This window comes from Stenotrophomonas sp. FW305-C-20-S1, assembly GCF_058783335.1.
The window spans coordinates 76,270-97,438 of record NZ_JBYTEK010000003.1 but is presented as its reverse complement, the minus strand read 5'-3'; the positions used below and the strand labels follow the sequence as shown (position 1 = coordinate 97,438).

General features: G+C 64.6%; 24 protein-coding genes. 16 read left to right on the top strand and 8 right to left on the bottom strand.

Going from position 1 to position 21,169, the window contains the following annotated elements; genetic code table 11:
• Positions 1-58 precede the first annotated feature (58 nt).
• Positions 59-511 carry a phosphohydrolase gene (locus AC3WTC_RS03325; RefSeq protein ID WP_492710571.1) on the top strand — a complete coding sequence of 151 codons (453 nt, stop codon included), beginning with the start codon at positions 59-61 and terminating at the stop codon, positions 509-511.
• Between the two features lie 78 nt (positions 512-589).
• Positions 590-1,798 carry an MFS transporter gene (locus tag AC3WTC_RS03320; protein WP_492710569.1) on the top strand — a complete coding sequence of 403 codons (1,209 nt, stop codon included), beginning with the start codon at positions 590-592 and terminating at the stop codon, positions 1,796-1,798.
• Positions 1,799-1,889: 91 nt separating this feature from the next.
• Here AC3WTC_RS03320 and AC3WTC_RS03315 read toward each other — a convergent pair whose 3' ends face one another.
• Complete coding sequence (locus AC3WTC_RS03315; RefSeq protein ID WP_080148511.1) at positions 1,890-2,177, bottom strand: barstar family protein; 288 nt, start codon at positions 2,175-2,177, stop codon at positions 1,890-1,892.
• Between the two features lie 177 nt (positions 2,178-2,354).
• On the opposite strand from AC3WTC_RS03315, the gene AC3WTC_RS03310 reads away from it, so the two are divergent.
• The 4 genes from AC3WTC_RS03310 (at position 2,355) to AC3WTC_RS03295 (ending at position 3,579) form a co-directional block, all read left to right on the top strand.
• Positions 2,355-2,603: a hypothetical protein gene (locus tag AC3WTC_RS03310; RefSeq protein ID WP_025878727.1), complete on the top strand. Its 249-nt coding sequence runs from the start codon at positions 2,355-2,357 to the stop codon at positions 2,601-2,603.
• A 9-nt stretch (positions 2,604-2,612) separates the two neighbouring features.
• Positions 2,613-2,789 carry a hypothetical protein gene (locus tag AC3WTC_RS03305; protein ID WP_170919576.1) on the top strand — a complete coding sequence of 59 codons (177 nt, stop codon included), beginning with the start codon at positions 2,613-2,615 and terminating at the stop codon, positions 2,787-2,789.
• A 143-nt stretch (positions 2,790-2,932) separates the two neighbouring features.
• Positions 2,933-3,202, top strand: coding sequence for a hypothetical protein (locus tag AC3WTC_RS03300; protein ID WP_025878728.1), 270 nt, complete (start codon positions 2,933-2,935; stop codon positions 3,200-3,202).
• A gap of 128 nt (positions 3,203-3,330) precedes the next feature.
• Complete coding sequence (locus tag AC3WTC_RS03295) at positions 3,331-3,579, top strand: hypothetical protein (RefSeq protein ID WP_080148510.1); 249 nt, start codon at positions 3,331-3,333, stop codon at positions 3,577-3,579.
• A gap of 38 nt (positions 3,580-3,617) precedes the next feature.
• On the opposite strand, the gene AC3WTC_RS03290 is transcribed toward AC3WTC_RS03295, so the two are convergent.
• A complete protein-coding gene (locus tag AC3WTC_RS03290; RefSeq protein ID WP_080148509.1) occupies positions 3,618-5,156 on the bottom strand; it encodes an FAD-dependent monooxygenase in 1,539 nt (512 codons plus the stop codon).
• A gap of 82 nt (positions 5,157-5,238) precedes the next feature.
• Between AC3WTC_RS03290 and AC3WTC_RS03285 the strand changes: the two genes are divergently transcribed.
• Entirely contained in the window at positions 5,239-5,883 is a 645-nt protein-coding gene (locus AC3WTC_RS03285; protein WP_492710565.1) for a TetR/AcrR family transcriptional regulator, read from the top strand.
• A gap of 73 nt (positions 5,884-5,956) precedes the next feature.
• Positions 5,957-8,098 carry a TonB-dependent siderophore receptor gene (locus tag AC3WTC_RS03280; protein ID WP_492710563.1) on the top strand — a complete coding sequence of 714 codons (2,142 nt, stop codon included), beginning with the start codon at positions 5,957-5,959 and terminating at the stop codon, positions 8,096-8,098.
• A gap of 57 nt (positions 8,099-8,155) precedes the next feature.
• On the opposite strand, the gene AC3WTC_RS03275 is transcribed toward AC3WTC_RS03280, so the two are convergent.
• Complete coding sequence (locus tag AC3WTC_RS03275) at positions 8,156-8,437, bottom strand: hypothetical protein (RefSeq protein ID WP_080148506.1); 282 nt, start codon at positions 8,435-8,437, stop codon at positions 8,156-8,158.
• Positions 8,438-8,648: 211 nt separating this feature from the next.
• Here AC3WTC_RS03275 and AC3WTC_RS03270 point away from each other — a divergent pair, with 211 nt between their 5' ends.
• The 7 genes from AC3WTC_RS03270 (at position 8,649) to AC3WTC_RS03240 (ending at position 15,602) form a co-directional block, all read left to right on the top strand.
• On the top strand, positions 8,649-9,323 hold the full coding sequence (locus AC3WTC_RS03270; RefSeq protein ID WP_140227295.1) for a response regulator transcription factor: 675 nt from the start codon (positions 8,649-8,651) through the stop codon (positions 9,321-9,323).
• Positions 9,323-10,672 carry a sensor histidine kinase gene (locus AC3WTC_RS03265; RefSeq protein WP_492710560.1) on the top strand — a complete coding sequence of 450 codons (1,350 nt, stop codon included), beginning with the start codon at positions 9,323-9,325 and terminating at the stop codon, positions 10,670-10,672. Before AC3WTC_RS03270 ends, AC3WTC_RS03265 begins: the two co-directional genes overlap by 1 nt.
• Positions 10,673-10,768: 96 nt before the next feature.
• Complete coding sequence (locus AC3WTC_RS03260) at positions 10,769-11,416, top strand: hypothetical protein (protein ID WP_492710558.1); 648 nt, start codon at positions 10,769-10,771, stop codon at positions 11,414-11,416.
• A gap of 136 nt (positions 11,417-11,552) precedes the next feature.
• Entirely contained in the window at positions 11,553-12,743 is a 1,191-nt protein-coding gene (locus tag AC3WTC_RS03255; protein WP_492710556.1) for an efflux RND transporter periplasmic adaptor subunit, read from the top strand.
• Positions 12,740-14,704, top strand: coding sequence for a MacB family efflux pump subunit (locus AC3WTC_RS03250; protein ID WP_492710554.1), 1,965 nt, complete (start codon positions 12,740-12,742; stop codon positions 14,702-14,704). The genes AC3WTC_RS03255 and AC3WTC_RS03250 overlap by 4 nt, the downstream gene beginning before the upstream one ends.
• A 90-nt stretch (positions 14,705-14,794) precedes the next feature.
• Positions 14,795-15,193, top strand: coding sequence for a hypothetical protein (locus tag AC3WTC_RS03245; RefSeq protein ID WP_223482912.1), 399 nt, complete (start codon positions 14,795-14,797; stop codon positions 15,191-15,193).
• A 31-nt stretch (positions 15,194-15,224) separates the two neighbouring features.
• Entirely contained in the window at positions 15,225-15,602 is a 378-nt protein-coding gene (locus AC3WTC_RS03240) for an EF-hand domain-containing protein (RefSeq protein WP_492710552.1), read from the top strand.
• Positions 15,603-15,647: 45 nt separating this feature from the next.
• Here AC3WTC_RS03240 and AC3WTC_RS03235 read toward each other — a convergent pair whose 3' ends face one another.
• The 5 genes from AC3WTC_RS03235 to AC3WTC_RS03215 all read right to left on the bottom strand — a co-directional run bounded on the left by AC3WTC_RS03235 (position 15,648) and on the right by AC3WTC_RS03215 (position 19,595).
• Complete coding sequence (locus AC3WTC_RS03235; protein ID WP_492710550.1) at positions 15,648-16,970, bottom strand: Smlt3024 family type IV secretion system effector; 1,323 nt, start codon at positions 16,968-16,970, stop codon at positions 15,648-15,650.
• 19 nt (positions 16,971-16,989) lie between these two features.
• Positions 16,990-17,853 carry a Smlt3025 familytype IV secretion system inhibitor gene (locus tag AC3WTC_RS03230; protein ID WP_492710549.1) on the bottom strand — a complete coding sequence of 288 codons (864 nt, stop codon included), beginning with the start codon at positions 17,851-17,853 and terminating at the stop codon, positions 16,990-16,992.
• A 136-nt stretch (positions 17,854-17,989) separates the two neighbouring features.
• Positions 17,990-18,574, bottom strand: coding sequence for a hypothetical protein (locus AC3WTC_RS03225; RefSeq protein WP_025878743.1), 585 nt, complete (start codon positions 18,572-18,574; stop codon positions 17,990-17,992).
• A 78-nt stretch (positions 18,575-18,652) separates the two neighbouring features.
• Positions 18,653-19,078 carry a hypothetical protein gene (locus tag AC3WTC_RS03220; RefSeq protein ID WP_025878744.1) on the bottom strand — a complete coding sequence of 142 codons (426 nt, stop codon included), beginning with the start codon at positions 19,076-19,078 and terminating at the stop codon, positions 18,653-18,655.
• 109 nt (positions 19,079-19,187) lie between these two features.
• On the bottom strand, positions 19,188-19,595 hold the full coding sequence (locus tag AC3WTC_RS03215; RefSeq protein ID WP_492710546.1) for a hypothetical protein: 408 nt from the start codon (positions 19,593-19,595) through the stop codon (positions 19,188-19,190).
• Between the two features lie 639 nt (positions 19,596-20,234).
• Here AC3WTC_RS03215 and AC3WTC_RS03210 point away from each other — a divergent pair.
• Entirely contained in the window at positions 20,235-20,684 is a 450-nt protein-coding gene (locus AC3WTC_RS03210; protein WP_492710544.1) for a hypothetical protein, read from the top strand.
• Positions 20,685-21,169: the final 485 nt, after the last annotated feature.

The window sequence follows — 21,169 nt, the reverse complement described above, 5'->3', positions numbered from 1 at the left end:
TGGTGGCGGCATGCAGACAGTCCGTACGACAATACACGCTTGCACCGGGGAGATCGCAATGGACTGGGTAGAACGTGCACGCATGCTGGCGCTGGAGGCCCATGCCGGCCAGGTCGACAAGGCAGGGCACCCCTACATCGGCCACGTTGGCCGGGTGGCCGCTGCCGTGCGCGGCGATGATGAAGCAGAGGTGGTGGCCTGGCTGCATGATGTGATCGAGGACTGCCCGGCCTTCGCTGGGCAGGTGCAGGCCTTTCCCGCTCCGTTGCAGGACGCGGTCCGGCTGCTGAGCCGGACGTCTGCGGCGGATGCCGACACGTACTACGCACGAATTTCGGCGGATCCGCTGGCACTGAAGGTCAAGCTGGCCGACATCGCCGACAATGCCGATGAAGCGCGGCTGGCATCGCTGGATGCCGCCACCGCCGAGCGCCTGCGTGACAAATACCGACGGGCCTTGGCGGCGCTTGGCCAGCCGGCCACGCCGGCAGCACCACCCATCGAACACTGATTTACCCTCAGCCCGGCTGATGCCTGTTGCGGTGCAGCAGTACAATGGGGCGCTTCCCCCGCCCCTTTGCGCCCCCGAATGAGCCCCAACTCTCCCCTGGCCGCTCGGCTGACGCCGCGCCAGCGCACCCTGATCATCCTCGCCCTGTCGTTGGGCGGCTTCGCCATCGGCACCAGTGAATTCGCCAGCATGGGCCTGATGCTGGAGATCAGCCGCGGCCTGTCGATCAGCGAGACGCAGGTCGGCCACCTGATCAGCGCATACGCCATCGGCGTGGTGGTGGGCGCACCGATCCTGGCCTTCGTCGGCGCCAGCTTCCCGCGCCGCAAGCTGCTACTGGCGCTGATGGGCTTCTATGCCGTCGGTAATCTGGCCAGCGCGTTGGCCCCGAACTACGGCACGATGCTGGTGGCGCGCTTCGTCGCTGGCCTGCCGCATGGCGCCTACTTTGGCGTGGCGATGCTGGTGGCCGCAGCGATCAGCCCGGCCGGCCAGCGCGGCCAAGCAATGTCGCGCGTGCTGTTGGGGCTGTCGGTGGCGATCCTGATCGGCAATCCGCTGACCACCTGGCTGGGCCAGCAGCTGAGCTGGCGCACCGCCTTCGCCTTGGTCAGCGTGCTGGCCATCGCCACGGTGGCGATGATCGCGCGCTTCCTGCTACCCGATCCGGATGAGGTGCGGACCTCGCCGATGCGCGAGCTGCGCGCATTCAACACCACCCAGGTTTGGCTGGCGCTGTCGATCGGTGCGGTGGGCTTTGCCGGCATGTTCTGCGTGTTCACCTACCTGGCACCGACCCTGGTGCAGGTGACCGGCGTGGCCGAGTCGTGGATGCCGCTGGCGGTGGGCGTATTCGGCATCGGTGCGATCATCGGCAACATCGCTGGTGGCTGGCTGGTCGACAAGTTCCACTTCAAGGCCGCTGCAGTGGTGCTGGTGTGGTCGATCATGATGCTGCTGCTGTACCCGCTGGCCGCCGAATCGGTGTGGACCATCGGCCCGATGATCATCACCGTGGGTACGATGGGCGCCCTGGCTGCGGTACTGCAGACGCGCCTGATGGACGTGGCCGGCGAGGCGCAGACCCTGGCCGCCGCCTCCAACCATGCGGCGTTCAATACCGCCAATGCGCTCGGCCCGTGGCTGGGCGGCATGGCGATCAGCGCCGGCTTCAGCCCGGCCACCACCGGTTACGTAGGTGCGGCGACGGCGGTCGGCGGCCTGCTGCTGTGGTGCGTGTCGGTGATGCTGGAGAAGCGCAGGGTTGCCATCGCCGGCAGCCGCTGAACTGCGCACGGTTCGTCAGCCGTCGCCCAGGCGACGGTGTTGCCCTGGAGGCAACAGGTAGCACCGCGCTGGCAGCGGCTGCACACCGAACCTACCGCAGGCAATAGCTGAAGCGTTCGCCCAGTGCCATGGCCTCATCCTGGCGCTGCACCCGCTCAAGCACGTCGACGATCTGCTGGAAGCGAGGCCCCAGCGCCTCTCTGGAAACCTGATGGCCGTTCCAGGTCAGCTGCAGCGGGCGCTCGACGCTGGCACTCAGCAGATCCCAGAGGGCGTCGAGATTGTTCCCATAACCGCGCTCGACACCCAGTGCGAGCGCCAGCGTCTCGTGGAATGCCCGCTCGCTGCGGATGCGGTTGCCGTCCAGTTCGATGTCCATTGCGGGCTACTCCGTTGCCAGCGGCGAGTGGAAATTCAACCTGCATGCTATCCCAGCCGCATGCGCAGTCCTGAAGCGTAGCAGCGGACCTCGTTGACTTCGCCACCGCGCTGGCCTGACAGCCTCATCACGGTGGGAAAACGAGGATGGAGACACCTGTCTGCAACCGAGAACACCATGCCGGACACCGGCCACTTCGCCATCCATGCCTTCGAGGCCGCGTTCAATATTTCCGGCGACGTGGAGCGAATCATTTCGCTTACCGTGTCATGCCGTCATTGTGCGGAAATCACCTGCGCCCAGGATGCAAACCTGTTGCACCTGCCGGGCGGTACGCTGTTCCGTTGTGATGCCTGTGGCTGCCATCAGGCCATCAGCAATGCGCGCCTTTCGGACTGGCAACTGCCGCCCCTGCTGGGCGTATGAGGGCGTACCATGCCGTTGACTGAAGACCAGCTCACCATCCTGCGCGCCATTGCCGATGCGCGCCCTGTGGGAAGCGATGCGGCGACGTGGGCCGTGAAGGAAGGCCTGGCGGTGCAGGCGGAAGATGCGGATATCGATCTGACCCCACACGGGCGCGACATGCTGGCCTCCCAACCGGTGCGCTGACCGGGCAGCACTGGCATTCAGCAAGCACATGCCGCGGTGAGCTCATCACGGCATTTGCGCGTTGGCGGTGCGACGAACACGCGGCGTAGATCCGCCTTGCTGCAGAGTTGCACACGCCAGCCCCCACGCGCGACACAGTCCTCATGCACCGCCAGCTTTCCCCCACCTGCCACGATGCGATTGCCCTGCGGGCCGGCGCGCTGGGCAGCGTGCTGGGCGTGGCGCTGTTCAAGGTCTTTGCGCTGTCTGCCGCAGCGGCCGGCTCGATGATGACGGTCGGGCTGTGGCTGCTGGGATGTGCACTGCTGGCGGCCTGGGCGTTGGCGGCCTGCCTGACCTGCCTGGCCTTGAGCCGGCGCGTGTTCGTGCTGATGCTCGCGCTGTCGACGGTGTTCCTGATCTGCATCGCCTGATTGGCAATCGCCCGCCTCTGAGCACTCCCACAATTGTTACTTAATAACAAGTGCTGCCAGTCGGATTGCGCGTGAGCCAGGTCACGGATTGAATTCGATGGCCAGACCGGCCCTCTTGAGATCCCCCCATGCGCCTGCCGCAGCCCCTGCTCCGCTCCGCTCTCTGTTTCCTTGCTCTCGCTTCGATCAGCGCCTGTGCCACTTATGACGATTCGGCCATGCACGCAGCCTGCCAGGAGTCGCCGCATGTGAAGGACCTGCCGCCTGAGGTTGCCGCCCGCGAAAGCCGATGCAGCAAGAGCGTTGAGGTCTGGTCGAGCGAGCGCAAAGGCAATGACCAGCCGCTGGACTTGAGCGGCAAGAAGAAGGATCTCTGAAAGATGGCGGCGCAGCCCTGCGCGGGCTGCGCCGGAACTCAGGCAATCGCTTCCCTGCCAGCTGAGCCCGTCCATTCCTGTACCGCCCGCGCCAGTCCTGCCGCATCGGCGCCATCACTGGCCCAGGCGACAATGCCGTCCGGACGAACCAGCAGCGCCGACAGGCCCAGCGAATCGACAGCGGGCTGCGCGATGGACAGGATGCGGGCCCGTTCAACATCAACCGCCTCGCACAACGAGGCAGCAGCATCGAACACCAGCAGCACCGCCTGCCCTGCCCGCAGTAGTTCACCCATGCGGCGACCATCGACCAGCAGGAAATCCGGCGTGCTGCGGCCCACCAGCGGATGGGTATGGCCGAGGTCCAGCTGCTGGCCCACACCCCACACGCGCTCGGCGAGATACGTGGCGCCATCACGTGTTTCTGCCAGATCGGCGACGATGGCAGCCAGTGCACGTGAGCCCGCGCTTGGGCGCATCAATGCGACCTGCGCGCGCGACCATTCCAGCACGCGCGCGCCGATCGGATGGCGTTCGGCCTGATAGGTATCCAACAGCGCATCAGCTGCCTCGCCGCGCACGACGGCGGCGAGCTTCCAGCCAAGGTTCATCGCATCGCCCAGGCCCAGATTCAGACCCTGCCCACCCAGCGGCGAATGCACATGTGCGGCATCGCCGGCCAGCAGCACGCGGCCACGACGATAGGCGGTGGCCTGCCGTGCGCCGTCGGTCCAGGTGGTGGCCAGATGCAGTGCGGTGATCGTTGCTTCGCGGCCGGAGATGCGGCGCAGCAGCGCCTGTGCCGATTCGCGATCAAGTGGCTGGCGGTGGCCCGCGCCGCCGTCGAAGTCGGCCAGGGCGATCGTGCCCGGCGGATTGAAGTTGCACATGCCCTGCGCGGTGGTGTGACGCCCCGGGCTGAGTACCGTCGGATCTTCCAGTTCAACACTGAGCGAGTGGCCGGTGAACTCTGGATCGGTACCAGCAAAGCTGAAACCACACTGCTTGCGTACGGTGCTGCGGCCTCCATCGCAGCCGACCAGCCAGCGCCCGCGGAAGGTCTGCCCACCCGCCTCGATCTGGACCTCGTCGCCCCCCATCTGCACACTCTGCACGCCCGCACCACGCAGGATCACTGCGCCCAGCGCCTGCGCGCGCTCGGCCAGCACGGCCTCCAGCGCCTGCAGTTCCACCGCCATCTGCGTGCCGACCGGGCTGTGCAGGCGCCAGGGCCAGCGACCGCTGTCGACATTGTCCAGTGCAAACGGAATACCCGCAAAGTGACCACCCAGCTTGCGTGGCTGCGAGAGCCAGTGCGCGGTTCCCGGCGGCGGCGGGCCCTTCTCCGGCTTCAGCACCTGGCCGGCTGCCACCGCGTCCAGCAGACCGCGCCGGTCGAGCGCCTCCAGCGTCGGGGCATTCAAACCGCGCAGCCCGAACGGCAGGCGCTTCAGCGGCGAATCCGGCGAGGCCGCCGCCTTCTCCAGCACCAGCACCGCGCTTCCTGCCTGACACAGTTCACAGGCCAGCAGCAGTCCCACCGGGCCAGCCCCGGCAATGACGACGTCGTACCGCATTGGAAATCCTCATGAGCACCGGGTCGGCGCTCTGGCGGTCGCAATGTTACACTCGGTGCACTTTTCCACAAGTGACCCGCCCATGCCCCCGCCACCCGGCCGCCGCGAGCAGCGCAAAGCCGAGACCCGACAGGCGATTTCCGACGTCGCCACCCGGCTGATCATCGAGCGCGGCTTCGAGGCGGCGTCAATGAGCGAGATCGCCGACGCCGCCGGGGTTTCGCGCAAAACGGTGTTCAACTACTTCGCCAGCAAGGAACAGCTGGTGTTCGACCGTGACGAGGAAGCGCGCCAGTTGCTGCGCGAGGGCATGGCCGCGCGCACGTCGATGACGCCGCTGGCCGCCTTCCAAGGACTGGTGCGGGAACTGCTGGACACCGGCCATCCGCTGCTGCGGATCAACGCCGGTGCGGCGTCGTTCTGGAAAACCGTGACCCAGAGCGCCGTACTGGTGGCCCATGCGCGGCAGCTGCAGGCGCTGCTGACCGATGACCTGGCGCAGTTGATGGCTGAGTCAGCGGGGCGACCCGCCGGCGACGCCGACGCACGACTGGGTGCGACGATGCTGATGGCGTCGATGGTGGCCGCCTACGAACAGGGGCTGCGCGCCCTGTCGTTCGGCGGTGATCCGCGGCAGGCGATGGTGCCGCTGATCGTGCGCGGCGCGACGGGGACGCTGGTGGCATTGGCCGGTACGCCGTATACGGATCCGTCCGCGCGTCCATGACGCAATCGGGGGATGGGCACCCGCTCATTGCAAATGCTAATCTTTCTCATTTGCAGACAAGCCTGATACGCCCATGCCCCACTTCCTGCCCCGCCGCAGCATTCTGTGCCTGGCGACGACACTGCCTTTTGCCACCCCCGGATACGCCGCCGACGCCCCGCCCAGCCGCGTGCAGGAGCTGGACAAGGTGGAGGTGCGTGGCCGCGCACAGACGTTGTACCGGGTGGATGACGCGGCTGTCGGCACCCGCACCGATACACCGCTGGAACTGGTGCCGCAGTCCATCCAGGTATTGCCGCGCGAGCTGATCGACGACCAGGCTGCACGCCAGGTGACCGATCTCTATCGCAGCATCAGCGGCATCAGCTACTTCAGCTATGCCGGGGTGACCCTGCGTGGTTTCCGCCAGGAGAACGTGCTGTATGACGGTCTGCGGGGCGACCCCTATGCGGGATTCTCGGTACCGCAGTTGTTCAACATCGAGCGGGTGGAGGTGCTGAAGGGACCGGCCGGCGCGCTGTACGGGGGCGGCGACGCTGGCGGCGTCATCAACTATGTGACCCGCAAGCCGAAAGCCACTGCCGAACACCGCGTTGAACTGCAGATGGGAAACAAGGATTTCCGCGCCGGCTCGATCGAAGGTACCGGGCCGTTGAATGCAGCCGGCACGGTGCGCTACCGCGCCGGCCTGTATGGCGACAACGAGCAGGGCGTGCGCTGGAACACCGACAGTGAAAGCGTGATCGGCGATGCCTCGCTGGCCTTCGACGTGGGCGACACCGGCGAGCTGGTGCTGCAGTTCACCGACATTGCCCAGAACCTGGGCGGCAATCGCCTGCGCGGTGTTCCGGTCGATGATAGGGGCAATTTCCTGACCGACCGTCGCTGGAACCACAACGAGGCCAGCGACTTCCTGGACATGCGGGCCAAGGTGGCGCTGGCACAGTACCGTTTCGCGCCGCGCGACAACCTGGACGTGGATATTGCCGCGCGCTGGTTCAGCAACAACGAACACCAGATGTACCACGAGCCGATGGGCCTGATCGACCGCGACCGCGATGGCGTGGCCGAATGGATGACCCGGCAGCTGCGCAACCAGATCCGCGACAACGAGGCGTTCACCGCCAACGCCAATGCGGTGTGGCGGGTAAGCACCGGTCCGGTGGAACACAAGGTGCTGTTCGGTGCGGACGTATACCAGCTGGATGCGGACTTCACCGCGCAGACCGCCAACAGCGCCGACCTCGCGCGCGGCGCCGGCCCGGTGCGTGGCATCGACCTGTTCAATCCGGTGTATGGCGCCAGCACCTGGCACGATTACAACCTGTCCAGCCTGCCCTGGCGCAGCACCAGCACGCGCAGCAGGCGCTATGGCGGTTACCTGCAGGACGAGCTGGCCCTGACCCCGCGCTGGCACGTGCTGGCCGGCCTGCGCTGGGACGGTTTCAAGGACGATGACCGCCTTGCCGGCAGCAGCGTGGATGGCAACGACATCAGCTGGCGCCTGGGCAGTACGTTCATCGTTCGCGATGGACTGAACCTGTATGCCAACGTGGCCAGCGGCTTCGTGCCGCAGTCGGCGGCCAACCAGAATTCCGCCGCAGGCGGCCCGTTCGATGCCGAGCGCAGCAGGCAGTGGGAAGTGGGCATGAAATCGCTGCTGGCCGAGCGCCTGAGCCTGAACCTGGCGGCCTACCGTATCGACCGCAGCAACATCGTGCAGGCCACTGGCGAGGTCATCGATGGAGTGAACCAGCTGGCGGCGTTGGGCCTGGTGCGCAGCACCGGCATGGAACTGGATCTTCTGGCCGACGTGACCGAGCGCTGGGTGCTGAACCTGACCTACGCCTACAACGACGCGCGGGTGAAGGACGCGGGCCCCAATGGCATCACCAATGCCTCCGGCGATCGCTTCGCCAATGCACCGCGCAACAAGCTGGGCCTGTGGACGCGCTACGACCTGCCGGCGATCAACTCGGCCGTTGGCTTCGGTGCCGACTACGTGGATGAGCGCATCAGCCTGGATGGCCAGCGCGTGAAGCCGTACACCGTGTTCGACATGAGCTGGAAAACCACGTGGAAGCAGTGGCAGTTCCAGGCCAACGTCAAGAACCTGTTCGACAAGGTGTATGCCGCCAGCGGATTCATCGAGCGCAACGGCCATTTCCCGGGCGAGCCGCGCCGGGTGTATGTGCAGGCCGGTTACAGCTTCTAGGCCAGCGCTGCAGAGCAACGCGACGGGGAAGTGGCATGGCCACTTCCCCGACCGGCGTCAGCCCGAGCAGGACACCAGCATCGAGCGGGTGACCATCTGGGTGGAGGTGAAGCCGTTCTTGTTGCCGACCGCGATGGCATTGCCCTCATCGCCATCCTTGCTGAAGACCACGTAGCCGCCCGGGCACATCTGCCCGGCCTTCTCGTAGCAACCGCTCCAGGAACTGGAGCCGCTGCAGTCGATGGAAACGCCGCGGCGGCCATCCGGGGTGACGGTCATCTTGGCGGTGGTGCAGCCGGTCAGCGTGGCGAGCAACAGCAGCGGAACGAACAACTTCATGGTGACTCCAGGGATGGGAACTGCGAATGGGCGCCAAGGCTGCAGCGCCTGGATTGCGTGAACCTTGCGCCGTCCCCGCGGCGTCATCGCATCCCTGCATGACCTGCCGGTGGCTGTGCAGGCACGCCATGTTCACGCAATGTTCCTGTAATACGGTGCCGGCGCGTGCCGAACCGCCCTTCTGCGGCCCCACCCTGCCCAAGCCCTGCTGATGCACATCCTGCTGATCGAAGACGAAGCCGAACTGGCCGCCACCCTCAAGTCTGCCCTGCAGCGCGAGCGCTACGTGGTGGACGTGGCCAATACCCTGGCACTGGCGCGGGAGGCGGCCCTGTGCGGCCTGCACGATCTGGTGCTGTTGGACCGCACCCTGCCTGATGGCGATGGCCTGGCGTTGATTTCCCCGCTGCGCGAGCGCAACCCCGGGGTGCCGATCATCGTGCTGAGCGCGCTGGGCCAGTTGCCGGACCGGATTGCCGGGCTGGATGAAGGCGCCGATGACTACCTGGCCAAGCCCTTCGCGCTGGAGGAGCTGTTCGCGCGGATCCGTGCTGCGGGCCGTCGCCCAAGCGGATTGCAGGTGGAGTCCATCAGCATCGGCCGATTGGTGTTCGACCCCGCCTCGGGCGAGGCCAGTGTGGGCGGCCAGCGGCTGGAGCTGCCGCGGCGCGAGATCCGGGTGCTGGCCGCCCTCGCACGGCGCCTGGGCCGCACCGTGCTGCGCGAATCCATCGAGATGGCGGTGTATGGCTTCGACGACGGCATCCATTCCAACACCCTCGATTCGCACGTCTCGCGCCTGCGCCGAAAACTCGCTGACGCCGATGCGGGCGTGGAGATCCACGCCATTCGCGGGGTTGGCTATCTGATGCGGGAAAGCAAGTGATGGCGCGTCGCCCGTCGTTGAAGCGACCGCTGATCGTCAAGACGCTGATCTACCAGTTGCTGGCCCTGCTGGTGGCCTTCTTCGCCCTGCTGATGGTGCTGGTGCGTGCCGACAGCGGTGGCTACTACACCATCCAGACCTTCGCACCGGTGGCGGCCGAGGCGGTGCACCGCGACCGCAACGGCGAACTGTACGTGCAGCACACGCCGGAGCTGGCGGAACTGCTGAAGCTCGTCCCCGGTGCCTGGTTCATCGCCGAGGACGAGCATGGGCACTACGTCACCTTCGGTCATGTGCCACCGGCCTATGCCTCGCTGGTCGGCGCCCTCGATGGCATCCCCTATGGCGACCTGCGCGGGCGTGATCGCAGCGATGGCCTGGCGGTGGTAGTGCGCCAGCACAGCGGACCGGCCGGCAAGCTGACCATCATGGCCCATGGCGAAACCGATTCGCTGACCATGCAGATGGCGTTGGCCGCGCACATCATCACCCTGCCGATCTTCCTGCTGCTGGCGCTGGTCACCATCATCCTGACGCCGATCATCGTGCGGCGGGCACTGGCCGGTGTCGAGCGCATCGCGCAGGAAGCCCGCAACATCTCGGCCAGCCGTCGTGGCATCCGCCTGACCGAGACCGCGGTGCCGGTGGAGATCGCGCCGCTGGTGACCGCCGTCAACGATGCATTGGGTCGGTTGGATGAAGGACACGAGCGGCAACGCCGTTTCATCGCCGCAGCGGCGCATGAGTTGCGCACGCCGATCGCGATCCTGCGGGTAAAGATCGATGCCGCGGATGATTCGACTTCGCGCAGCCTTGCCGTGGAAGTCGCGCGTCTGGCGACCCTGGCCGAGCAGCTGCTGGACCTTCACCGCATGGAAGAGGACGGTCCAAAGGAAACCCTCAACCTGGCCCGGGTGGCCAAACGGGTGGCCGCCGATCTTGCGCCCCTGCTGATCCAGTCGGACAAGACGGTGGCGGTGGCGGTGGAACCACACTTCCCGGTGCTGGGTGAGGCTGGCGCGGTCGAACGGGTGATCTCCAACCTGGTGTTGAATGCCGCCGAGCACGGTGGCCGCCAGATCATCGTGCGGGTGCAGGGCAGCTGCCTGGAAGTGGAAGACGATGGACCCGGCATTCCGGTGGACCAGCGCGAGCGTGTGTTCGAGCCGTTCCAGCGACTGCGCCCACGCCAGACCGGCGCGGGCCTGGGACTGAACCTGGTGCGGCAGGTGATCGACCGTCACGGTGGCCATGTCACGATTCTGGATGCCCCCGGTGGCGGCGCGCTGATCCGCGTCGAATTCCCACAGCACCCGGGCGTTGCCTCTGCGCCATCGCTAGAGCACTGAGGACGTCCGCACATCGGTGACTGCCGCCTGTCCGTGCGCTGCAGACAGCGATGACACGCAAGGTTGCGGCAATGTTCGCTGCGCAGCATCGAATCGATGGCATCTGCGGTGCCATCGCGTTCCATCCTGACAGGAAGCCTGCACGTGACCAAAGGAGTTCCTCCACCCTCCTCTTCTACCCGATCCCGCGCGACACCAGCTACATCGGGTTTGACCGCGGCTGCGTGGAATAGACGCTCGCATGCCGATCGCGCGCGCGGACTGCCGCATTGGCCACAGTGGCTGCGCGCGATCCCTGCGGCGAAGCGTCCGAACGTGCTGATGCGCCTTTTTGCCGCGCTGTTCCTGTTGCTGCCCGGCAGTGCACTGGTGGCTTCAACGCACCGCCATGCACACGCAGCCCTGACCATCGCGGTGCTGCTCTTCGTCGTCGCACATGCCGCGCTGCACGCGCTGTCCGCATGGCGATCCACCACAGAGCGAACCCTCCCCGCGCCTATGCGCACCGTCGACAGGCATGCAGCGTGGATGATGCTGGCCAGCGCGTGGGTCCCGCTGGTGATACATCGCGTGCACGCGCAGCCGACCAGCACACTCGCTGCCGCAGGGCTGGTGATCGGCACGCTGTGCCAGCTCTGCAGCCTGCGCATGACATCCGACCGTCTGCGCAGCGCATTGCTGGTGCTGGGCAGTGCCTTGCAGTTCGTCGCCGTGGCGCTGGTCATCGCCATGGAAGTGACCTGACAACCACGACAGCGCCGCAAGGTTCACGCAATCCATCACCTTGAGACTCGACGGCCATCCACGCCCGGTACCCGGCGCGTGCATCTCTCCTGCCGCGAGGACCACCGATGACCTGCCCCTTCTGGATGCTGTGCGAATGAGCACGGCACCGCGTAAACACCGCCGACTGCTGATGACCGCCGGTACCGTACTGTGCACTGCCATTGCCGTCTGGTTCTGGCTCCGACCGGCACCGCCGCCACCGCTGCAGCTCGCGTCCGTGGTGCGTGGGAACATCGAGCAGGTGGTGGAAGCCACCGGCACCATCAAGCCATCGCGGCTGGTGAGCGTGGGCGCGCAGGTTTCCGGACGCATCGAAACCCTGTACGTGAAGCTGGGCGACAAGGTGAAGGCAGGTGACCCGATTGCCGACATCGACTCCCGTACCCAGCGCAATGCACTGCTGAGTGCGCAGGCAGCGCAGCGCACCGCACGCGCCAACCGCGATGCACTGGCCACCGATCTGCGCCAGCTCGAACTGACCCTGCGGCGGCAGCAACGGCTGGTCGCATCGCAGCTGGTTGCCCGCGCCGACTTCGACGCAGCCATCGCCAAGGTGGAGGCGACACGCGAACAGATCAAAGCGCTGGATGGAGAGATCGTGCAGCGGCAGACCGAGGTGGACATCGCGCAGACCAATCTGGAATACACCCGCATCACCGCGCCTACCGATGGCACGGTGCTGGCGGTGGTCGCCCGTCAGGGGCAGACGGTGAACGCGGTACAGAGCGCACCCACCATCGTCATGCTGGGCAACCAGGACGTGATGACCGTCTATGCCGAAATCTCCGAGGCCGACGTTGTGCACACCACGGTCGGCCAGGAAGCCTTCTTCACCATCCTTGGCGATGCGGGCCGCCGCTACAGCAGCACGCTGCGCGACATTGCGCCAGCGCCCGAATCGATCACCAACGAAGATGCATCCAGCCTCACGTCACCGGCGTTGTCCGCCGGCAGCCGTACCGCCATGTACTACAACGGCCAGTTCGACGTGGACAACAGTGATGGGCGCCTGCGCAGCTACATGACCGCCCAGGTACGCATCGTGCTCGGCCGTGCCAACAACGTGCTGACCATCCCCTCCGCCGCGCTGGGTGCGCGGGCCGGCGATGGCAGCTACAGCGTGCAGGTTCGCGGTGCAGACGGGCGCGCCGTGGCGCGGCGCATCGCCATCGGGCTGGATGACCAGATCCAGGTGGAAGTACGCAGCGGCTTGAAGCAAGGCGAGCAGGTGGTTCTGGCTCAAGCCGGCGACGAAGACGCCGCCGCACCCGCGCAGCCCCGATGAGCGCCCCCATGAGCGAGCCTCTGCTGAGCGTACGTGGGCTGCGCCGTGAATTCGCCGCCGGCGAGCAGGCGCTGGTGGTACTGGACGGTGTGGACCTGGACATCCATGCCGGTGAACTGGTGGCCATTGTCGGCCAGTCCGGCTCGGGCAAGTCGACGCTGATGAACATCCTCGGCTGCCTCAATCGCCCCTCTGCCGGCGAATACCAGATTGCAGGACGCCAGACCGCGCAGATGTCGCCCGACGAACTGGCCGAACTGCGCCGCGAACACTTCGGCTTCATCTTCCAGCGTTACCACCTGCTGGCAGACCTGACCGCGCTGGGCAACGTGGAAGTGCCGGCGATCTATGCCGGCATGCCCTCCACCGCGCGCCACGCGCGGGCCGCCCAACTGCTGGCGCGGCTGGGCCTGGGTGAACGCATGCAGCATCTGCCCGGCGAGCTGTCTGGGGGCCAGCAGCAACGCGTGTCGATTGCCCGCGCACTGATGAATGGCGGTGCGGTGATTTTCGCCGACGAACCGACCGGCGCCCTGGATACACAGTCGGGCAAGGAAGTGATGAAGATCCTCGGCGAGCTGCATGCCGAAGGCCACACCGTGGTGCTGGTGACCCATGACATGGCGGTGGCCGAACACGCCCAGCGCATCATCGAGATCCGCGATGGTCGGATTGTCGATGATCGTGCCACGGGTGCTGGCTCGGCAGCGGGCATGGCGCCGACCGCGATGCCGCAACGCAACGATGGCATCGGCTGGCAGGCCGTGCGTGATCGCTTCTCCGAGGCCTTCCGCATGGCCCTGCGCGCCATGAACGCACACCGCATGCGTACCTTCCTGACCATGCTCGGCATCATCATCGGCATCGCCTCGGTGGTGTCGGTGGTCGCGCTGGGTACGGGCGCGCGTCAGGCCATCCTGTCCAACATCTCTTCGCTGGGTACCAGCACCATCGAGATCTATCCAGGCTCCGGCTTTGGCGACCTGCACGCGGCGCGGGTGGAGACCCTTACCCCAGGTGACAGCGTGGCCCTGGCCGGGCAACCGTTCGTGGACAGTGCCACCCCTGGCGTAGCCACCACGGGTACCGCGATGCGCGGCAACCGCTCCGCCAGCGTGCAGGTGCAGGGCGTCAGCGAACAGTACTTCCGCGTGCATGGATTGAAGCTGGGCGAAGGCACCTTCTTCGGCGCGCAGGGTGTGGCTGGCTATCAGCAGGTGGCGATCATCGACGCCAACACCCGCGCGCGCTTCTTCGCCGCAGCCGAGAATCCCATCGGGCAGACCCTGCTGCTGGGCACCGTGCCGGTGCGCGTGGTGGGTGTGGTGAAGAAAGATGCCGGCGCCGCCGGCGACGCCTCGCTGCTACGGGTGTGGATGCCCTACACCACCGCCATGGCGCGGGTGTTGGGCCAGAGCCATGTATCCAGCATCACCGTGCGCGTATCCGATGCGACCAGCATGGACGCGGCCGAGCAGGCCATTGCGCGGTTGCTGACCCGCCGCCACGGCAGTACCGACTTCTACATGAGCAACAACGCGCAGATCCGCCACTCGATTGAACAGACCACCGGCATCCTCACCATGATGATCAGCTCCATTGCCGCCATCGCGCTGGTGGTCGGCGGTATAGGAGTGATGAACATCATGCTGGTATCAGTGACCGAGCGCACCCGTGAGATCGGCGTACGCATGGCCGTGGGGGCGCGGCGCAGCGACATCCTGCAGCAGTTCCTGATCGAGTCGGTGCTGGTGTGCCTGCTTGGTGGTGTGCTGGGCATTGGCGTGGCGTTGCTGCTGGGCACGGTGCTGGCACTGGCCGACGTGGGCTTCAGCCTGGTGTTTTCAGCAAGTTCAATCATTGCGGCGTTCGCGTGTTCCAGCCTGATCGGCATCGGCTTCGGCTTCCTGCCGGCACGTCGCGCGGCGCAGCTGGATCCGGTGGAAGCTCTGGTCCGGTAGGCGCTGCAATTACCTGTCGTGACGGCAGGTTCGCGCAATGTCTGCGGTGTGTACTGCAGCTACCGACGATGTCCGCACAAGAGCTGGACGATGTTTCTGAAAACAGGAAGGACTGTGCTGCTGCTTGTGGCGGCCGCACAACTGCTGGTGCTGCTGCCCTACTCGGGCGATGCCCATGCGCAGCGTGGCGACCGCCACAACCCGCAGTGGAACCAGGACTATCGTGACCGCGAGCGCGATGACTGGCAGCGCCGCGAGCGCGAGCGGGAGCGTGACCGGGAACGTGAGCGCCGACACGACGCCAAGGCCACAGGCGTAGTGGTAGGCGTCGTGGGTGCGGCCGTGGTGGCGGGCGTGATTGCGGCAGCGGCGAAGCGCGAGCGGGAAACACGTGAGCGCGCCGATTACTGCATGAACCGCTACGGCAACTACGACCGCCGTACCGACAGCTATCGCGACCGCGATGGCTACACCTACCCCTGCCGCTGACTCCCTCGCTCAAGGACTACATGCAATGCATATGAACAAGACCGCCCTGCTGATCGCGCTATGCGCCGCCCCGCTGCTTGCACAGGCGGCGCCAGCCGACCCGAAACAGGCCTATATCGATTCCACCTTCACCGCGATGGACAGCAACAAGGACGGTCGCGTCGACAAGGGCGAGTTTGCTACGTATCAGCAGGCACGCTTCAGCAAGCAGGCTGACTCGATCGATGCCGCGTTCGCTGCGATGGACAAGGACAAGGACGGAAAGATCAGCAAGGAAGAAGCGACCGTGGTGCCGGAAATTGCGAAGTACTTCACGGGGCTGGATACCGACGGCGATGGCTACCTGTCGCTGAAGGAAATGCAGCAGGCGATGGTGGCGGCGCAGACTGCCGACGCACCGGGCAAGTGACGGGTGCGGGGACAATGGGAATACCCCACTGCCCCTTGCTGTGCACTATGCCAGGCGCATTGCCGGCTGCTCGCGCACCTGGTTGTCCAGTTCCTGCTGCTGACGCTGGGACTGGGCCTGTTGCCGTTCTGCACTGGCCAGCTCCAGACGCTGCAACGACTGCTCTACCGGCGTCTGCACGGCCACATCGGTGGGCATGGAAGCCCTCAGGTGTGCCGGGTCGTTCATCTCGCCCTGCACCACGAACACGTTGCGGCCAGCTGGGCTGTCCGCCGTCTGCGCGCTGAGCAGCACATGGTCGGCACGGTCCAGGTTGTTCTGCCGGGCCAGGACCATCACGCTGGCGGTCAGACGTTCACTGCTTTCATCCGGCGTGCGTCCTGCTCTGGCATCGATGCCGGCGACATGCCCGCTGACCTGCTGCAGCAGACTGTACTCGGCGTGGCCCGGGCCAATGTCCGCCAAACGCGTTGGCGAACGCTGGGGGCCTGGCATGCCATCGACCGATGCAGTGAGCGGGCTGCGGGTGATGGAGCGGTAGGGATCTTCCGGGTGGAAGTGGGTGGCCTTCTGCTGGCGCTCAAGGCGGACTTCGCGCGCGTCGTTGAGCTCGGCGATGCGGGTCGGATCGGTGACATCGCGTTTGATCAGCAGGCCATCCAGTGAGCGAAAGTGAACCCACTTGTTGTCCTGTTCGAAGTACAGCGAAAAATCGTCATGCCTGCCGATAGCATTGGGACTGACTGCGGAAAGCTCGCCAACGGCTTGGAACTCATGCCCACCGAGCTTCGTCAGATACTCCCCTCCCGCCTTCCAGCCCAACTGGGTAATGGCATCCACGCTGGTGTTCTTTACGCGCGGGATGCCAGCCCCGTCGTTGTCGAGCATGTTGCTCCAGATCTGCTCGAGCTTCTGCGGGCCACTCTTTTCCATTGCGGCCTGAAGCAGCACGCGGGGTGTCCAGCAATTGGGATCCAGATGATGCTGATCGAAGGCGCGATCATGGGCCAGCATCACGTCAGCCCCAGGCAGGTTCAGCGCCAGGTCCGGGCGGCGTTCGGCCATCCACTTCTGCCGTAGCTCCAGATCTCTATCAAGCAGTGTCTGCCCAAACGATTCCCACTGGCGCTCGGTCAATTCGGCGTTGGGGAACCGGGAACCTTCATCTTGCTGGGTCCTGGCGAAGCTCTGCGCATAGCTGTTCGCAACCCTTCCTGGCAGGCTGTCATTCCTGACGACACCCAATGCCAGCGTTCCGTATCCGTCGGCGCCCGGCAACTGCGACAGGTAGTTCCAATAGAGCTCGCGGTTGCCATCCCTGGCATAGCTGCCAAGGATCCTGAGGTCATGTTCGGTCAATCCACTCATGCCTGAATCCTTCCTTGGATCAATTGGATCGGGTGCGCGTGATGACATCTCTGATAGCGTCTTCCATACGCTTCCAGTCCTTCAGGAAGGCTCTCTTGTAGTCCAGGGTGACGGAGAGCTTGTTGTCACCATCCACGAAGTAGTGAACACAGCCGGCGGCAACCTCACCTTGCACGCTGATCACCTGATCACCCTCCAGCCGCACGCCGTCCTGACGAAAGTCCTCGGCATCACACTTGATGAACGTGCTGATACGGCCATCGGCCTGGCGTGCGACGTACCAGTCCCTTTCGTAAGCTGGATTCCGGACGGGAGCCTTCCCATATCGCGCCTCGTAGCGCTTTGCGAACTCCTTCATTGCCGCCTCGTCGATGGCGTACGGCGTCAACCCCATCGTCTCAGACAGCGGGATTCGGAGATCGAGCCTATCCCTGGGATCTCCGCGTTCCACCGAATCCGCCTCGGTAAGAGCCTCGTTGGACGCGTAGCGCTCCATCAAGCCCTCGATGGGAACGCGATCAACGTAATTGATCCGAACGGAAATTTCCTTGCGGAAGTCATTGGTCCTTGGATTAGCCCGCGCCCCCGGCAACGTCGGCGTCATGTCCGGCCATTCAATGACCAGCGAAACGCCTTCACCGGGCCAAGGCGCAATCTGGCTGTCCAGATAATTGGCAGGGATGCGGAAGGTATTCGGCCCCAGCTTCACATCCACGGGCGCGTCGGTGTAGGTGTGGCCGTTGAGGGTACGACCGGTCTGCGTTGCGCCAGGCATGGCGGGATTCCTTTCGTGTTCGGTGGATGGCGGTCGTGCGCAGGCACTGGCGCTCACAGCGACGGCGATTGCGAGTGCCAGGCACCGGCCGGAGGACATCGGGTGCATCGGGCCATTCCATTGCAGAGTTTGGCTCCACTATAGAAAGATTGAGATCGGTGGAACAGGCCCCGGGAATATCCCTTCAGGCATTTCGAACACTTCCGAAGTCGGCGTGACCTCGGTCCTCCGGTTCACAGACTGCTCAACGATCGAGCGACCCGGGATCCAGGTTCCGATGAATGAATCGACCAGCTTCATCCCACTCGGGCGGTGAAAGGTCCATTGATTCCGGATCGACAGCGTATTGATCCTCTGTCAGCGCCTGCAGGCTCTGCTGAATCGCTGTACGGAATGAGGAGACGTCAAAGTCCTTCGGCTTGCGTGACTGGCGACTCCAGTTGTCGACCGCGTACAGTAGAGTGGAGCTATAGGCAACCCATTGAGCGACTGCATCGAGATGGCAGACCTGCGTCCATTCAAGCTGACCAACCGCCAGGAACGCGTGTTTGGATCGGTAATAGCGCGTCAGATCGCGTGTCGCCGCCATGGATTGCAGAACGGCTTCATCGTCCAGCACACCGCCCATGCGATGCATCTCAAATCCGAAAATGAAACGGGTAACGGCGGTACCGAACTCCTGGGCGGCCAGATCCTTCTGCAGGTGCGCTTCTACCCGGTTGATGTCGATCCGCCAAAGTCCTTGACTGGCATCGAAACGCCATCCCTCCCTGAGGGCAGTGGCTTCGAAACATCCAGTTGACCAGGTTATCCGGTGCTGGAATTCCATCGGGGAATGTTCCTCTGCGATCCGTGCAAGGGCTACAAGAGGCAGCGCGTCGGCTTTGCCGGGAAAATGCCCCGCAACTTACTGGTCTCGGGTCAGGCGAAGATTACCGTCGGAGGGAAGCAGCACGCGGTACACCTGACGCTCGCCCGCGCCCAGCGTCAGATTCTGCGAGGTGGAAATGTTCGGGCAGAGACCACCGCCCGTTTCCAGTTTGAGGAAGTAGGCTCCCGGAACAACATGGAGCGTGGCTGCCTCGCCCTGCCTGATTGCCATCACCTTCTCGTTGTTGAGAGAGATGTCATGCGAGCAACCGGAGCCAAAGTAACCTTTGTCACGGCTGATATAGATCGTCGCCGAGCGCTCAGCAGACTTCTGCAAGTACTGCGGCAGGTAGACCCGCTCGGAAGGGATCGGTTTGGCCTGGGCCTCCGTCACTGGCACCGTAGAGCATCCGGCCAGCGAGAAAAGAGCGGCTGCAAATGTCAGCGCTACGACGTTCCTCATCCATTTCCCCAGATCGTTTTCCCGGAGTTTACCTGAGAGTCCAGCGGATCAGAGGGCGGGGAGCACGGGTTCACCGCCCTCATCCTGTCCGTGGCAATGCGCCGGCAAGTCAAGGGTCAAGACAGCGCTCTACCTGTAGTGACAGCGCCTCGCAGGCATCAAACAGACCATCGACCAGCGCTGCTGACGGATAGGAGCCCGGATCGTCGTTCTCCCGCGCTACGTGTGCGGCGTGCAACATGGCAGTGAGCGCGGTGATGCCCGATGCGCTTCGAGTGGCCAAGGCCAAGTCGAAAGCACGACCGGGCGTGAGGCGGTTTTCGGACCACGGTGTGCCGTCCGCACGATGGCCTTTGCCGTGGCCTTGCAGGAACGTGAAGAACGCAGAGGGAGGCGCGGACTCGGCGACATCGCTGAGTGCGTCTTCCATCTTTTCGGCGAGAGCATTGGGAAGATCGCGCACGGAATCGCCGAGCAGCGCGTGCAGACGGGGATAGTCGGGAAGCAGGTCAGACATGGCGGCAACCTCACGGTGTGGCCACCTGCAGATGCAAGGTGGCGGACGGTGCGGGTTGGCGTGCCGGATACGTACCACTAAAGCCGGCGGATCGAGAGATCCCCACGCACCGCCCGCCATGGACTGGCAGACGGTGCATTGTCGTGATTACAGTTGCGGCTGCAACACGATCCGTAGTGATACGTAAGTTCGGGACGCCAATCCCGGCCTAGGCAGGTGCCTTGGCGAGGCCATGGTTGACTCGTTGCGACGGCGATGAAAAGCAAGGAAAGCTTGTATCAGTGCGTACTTGCGGATGTTGCGTCATGAGATGCCGACTTGCGCATTGAATGGCGCACTTTGCATACCAGAAACCGCTGAGGATCTGGACGGGCCATACGCAGCGTGTTGTCAAAAGCGACACGTACCGCGCGAAACGCTGCGAGATACGGGCACACCTATCCTCAATGCGCAGAACGTCGCAATCTGCCCCGTCTGCGCTTGGTGTGTCGACCCGCCAAGGTGTCGTGGATACTTACAGAAAACGCTTCCACCGCAAGGGCTCAAAGGCCACCAAGTGACGCGCTTACTCCACGGCCATCAAGTCCGCTACCTCTCATGTCAGTAAGGTCGCCTGCTTCAATCGATTTGGAGCTGACCGTGAATTTCACTTCCTGGCGCAACATTCTCGTCGCCGCTGGTGTGGCTATCGCACTCTCTGTGGTGGCCTACAAAGACCATCATCGCCATGCCCTTACCGACGGGCTCGACGGGCGGGATGCCGTGGGCTTGGTCACCGAAGTCACCTGGGACGAGCGAAAGGGGCGAGAGAACAATTTCGTCCTGAATGTCGAGTTCGAAACTGAAGACGGCCAGGAGCGGGTGGAGAAGATTGCGGTATCCAACAGGCTCGGCAATCAGATGCGCGCTTCCGACGAGGCCGAGGAGATTGATATCCGCTATTACCTCCACGATCCGTCCGTGGCGGTGGCCGCCGGAGATACTGATAATTCACTGCTGATGCTATGGCTGGCCATTGCCTCAGGACTGGTCGCGCTGGGCCTGGCCACGGCGCGGCTCGTCAAGGGGCGGAAGGTTCAACGCGCCTGAACCAACGCTCTTGAATCGTCAGCGACCGCTCGTAGGTCGCTGCGACAGGTGGGCTCTACCTTGCCCCCCGGACGTCCTGTCCGAGACCGTCAAGCGCGCCAGATCTACGACAAGGCCAGGCCGCCTTCAAGCGAGGCTCAGTGCTGGTGAAGAGGCGCCGCATGACGACGGAATGGGCCAACTTCTGCGGGTACGCATTGCCGTAGACATCCGAATGGCTCCGCAGGCTCTCGCGCCTCAATCATCTGCGCCGCCATCGGAAAATAGCCATGGGGTAAGGCATTCTGAATGTGTGATCCAGCGCTCATACCTTGGCATGAAGGGTCGAGACCTTGGAGCCCAACCGATGCGGGCCGTATAGTCAGATGACGCAGAGCAATGGAGCGCCGGTGAACATCGTCTCGCAAAGCCCCGAATCATCGGGTCGGATGGATGAAGGCCATGGAAATGAACAGTCAGCGAGACTAGGGCTGTCGCGTCTGCCC

Coding starts and splice junctions, on each gene's coding strand:
- AC3WTC_RS03325 (WP_492710571.1), top strand. CDS start 59: ATGGACTGGGTAGAACGTGCACGCATGCTGGCGCTGGAGGCCCATGCC.
- AC3WTC_RS03320 (WP_492710569.1), top strand. CDS start 590: ATGAGCCCCAACTCTCCCCTGGCCGCTCGGCTGACGCCGCGCCAGCGC.
- AC3WTC_RS03315 (WP_080148511.1), bottom strand. CDS start 2,177: ATGGACATCGAACTGGACGGCAACCGCATCCGCAGCGAGCGGGCATTC.
- AC3WTC_RS03310 (WP_025878727.1), top strand. CDS start 2,355: ATGCCGGACACCGGCCACTTCGCCATCCATGCCTTCGAGGCCGCGTTC.
- AC3WTC_RS03305 (WP_170919576.1), top strand. CDS start 2,613: ATGCCGTTGACTGAAGACCAGCTCACCATCCTGCGCGCCATTGCCGAT.
- AC3WTC_RS03300 (WP_025878728.1), top strand. CDS start 2,933: ATGCACCGCCAGCTTTCCCCCACCTGCCACGATGCGATTGCCCTGCGG.
- AC3WTC_RS03295 (WP_080148510.1), top strand. CDS start 3,331: ATGCGCCTGCCGCAGCCCCTGCTCCGCTCCGCTCTCTGTTTCCTTGCT.
- AC3WTC_RS03290 (WP_080148509.1), bottom strand. CDS start 5,156: ATGCGGTACGACGTCGTCATTGCCGGGGCTGGCCCGGTGGGACTGCTG.
- AC3WTC_RS03285 (WP_492710565.1), top strand. CDS start 5,239: ATGCCCCCGCCACCCGGCCGCCGCGAGCAGCGCAAAGCCGAGACCCGA.
- AC3WTC_RS03280 (WP_492710563.1), top strand. CDS start 5,957: ATGCCCCACTTCCTGCCCCGCCGCAGCATTCTGTGCCTGGCGACGACA.
- AC3WTC_RS03275 (WP_080148506.1), bottom strand. CDS start 8,437: ATGAAGTTGTTCGTTCCGCTGCTGTTGCTCGCCACGCTGACCGGCTGC.
- AC3WTC_RS03270 (WP_140227295.1), top strand. CDS start 8,649: ATGCACATCCTGCTGATCGAAGACGAAGCCGAACTGGCCGCCACCCTC.
- AC3WTC_RS03265 (WP_492710560.1), top strand. CDS start 9,323: ATGGCGCGTCGCCCGTCGTTGAAGCGACCGCTGATCGTCAAGACGCTG.
- AC3WTC_RS03260 (WP_492710558.1), top strand. CDS start 10,769: ATGGCATCTGCGGTGCCATCGCGTTCCATCCTGACAGGAAGCCTGCAC.
- AC3WTC_RS03255 (WP_492710556.1), top strand. CDS start 11,553: ATGAGCACGGCACCGCGTAAACACCGCCGACTGCTGATGACCGCCGGT.
- AC3WTC_RS03250 (WP_492710554.1), top strand. CDS start 12,740: ATGAGCGCCCCCATGAGCGAGCCTCTGCTGAGCGTACGTGGGCTGCGC.
- AC3WTC_RS03245 (WP_223482912.1), top strand. CDS start 14,795: ATGTTTCTGAAAACAGGAAGGACTGTGCTGCTGCTTGTGGCGGCCGCA.
- AC3WTC_RS03240 (WP_492710552.1), top strand. CDS start 15,225: ATGAACAAGACCGCCCTGCTGATCGCGCTATGCGCCGCCCCGCTGCTT.
- AC3WTC_RS03235 (WP_492710550.1), bottom strand. CDS start 16,970: ATGAGTGGATTGACCGAACATGACCTCAGGATCCTTGGCAGCTATGCC.
- AC3WTC_RS03230 (WP_492710549.1), bottom strand. CDS start 17,853: ATGCACCCGATGTCCTCCGGCCGGTGCCTGGCACTCGCAATCGCCGTC.
- AC3WTC_RS03225 (WP_025878743.1), bottom strand. CDS start 18,574: ATGGAATTCCAGCACCGGATAACCTGGTCAACTGGATGTTTCGAAGCC.
- AC3WTC_RS03220 (WP_025878744.1), bottom strand. CDS start 19,078: ATGAGGAACGTCGTAGCGCTGACATTTGCAGCCGCTCTTTTCTCGCTG.
- AC3WTC_RS03215 (WP_492710546.1), bottom strand. CDS start 19,595: ATGTCTGACCTGCTTCCCGACTATCCCCGTCTGCACGCGCTGCTCGGC.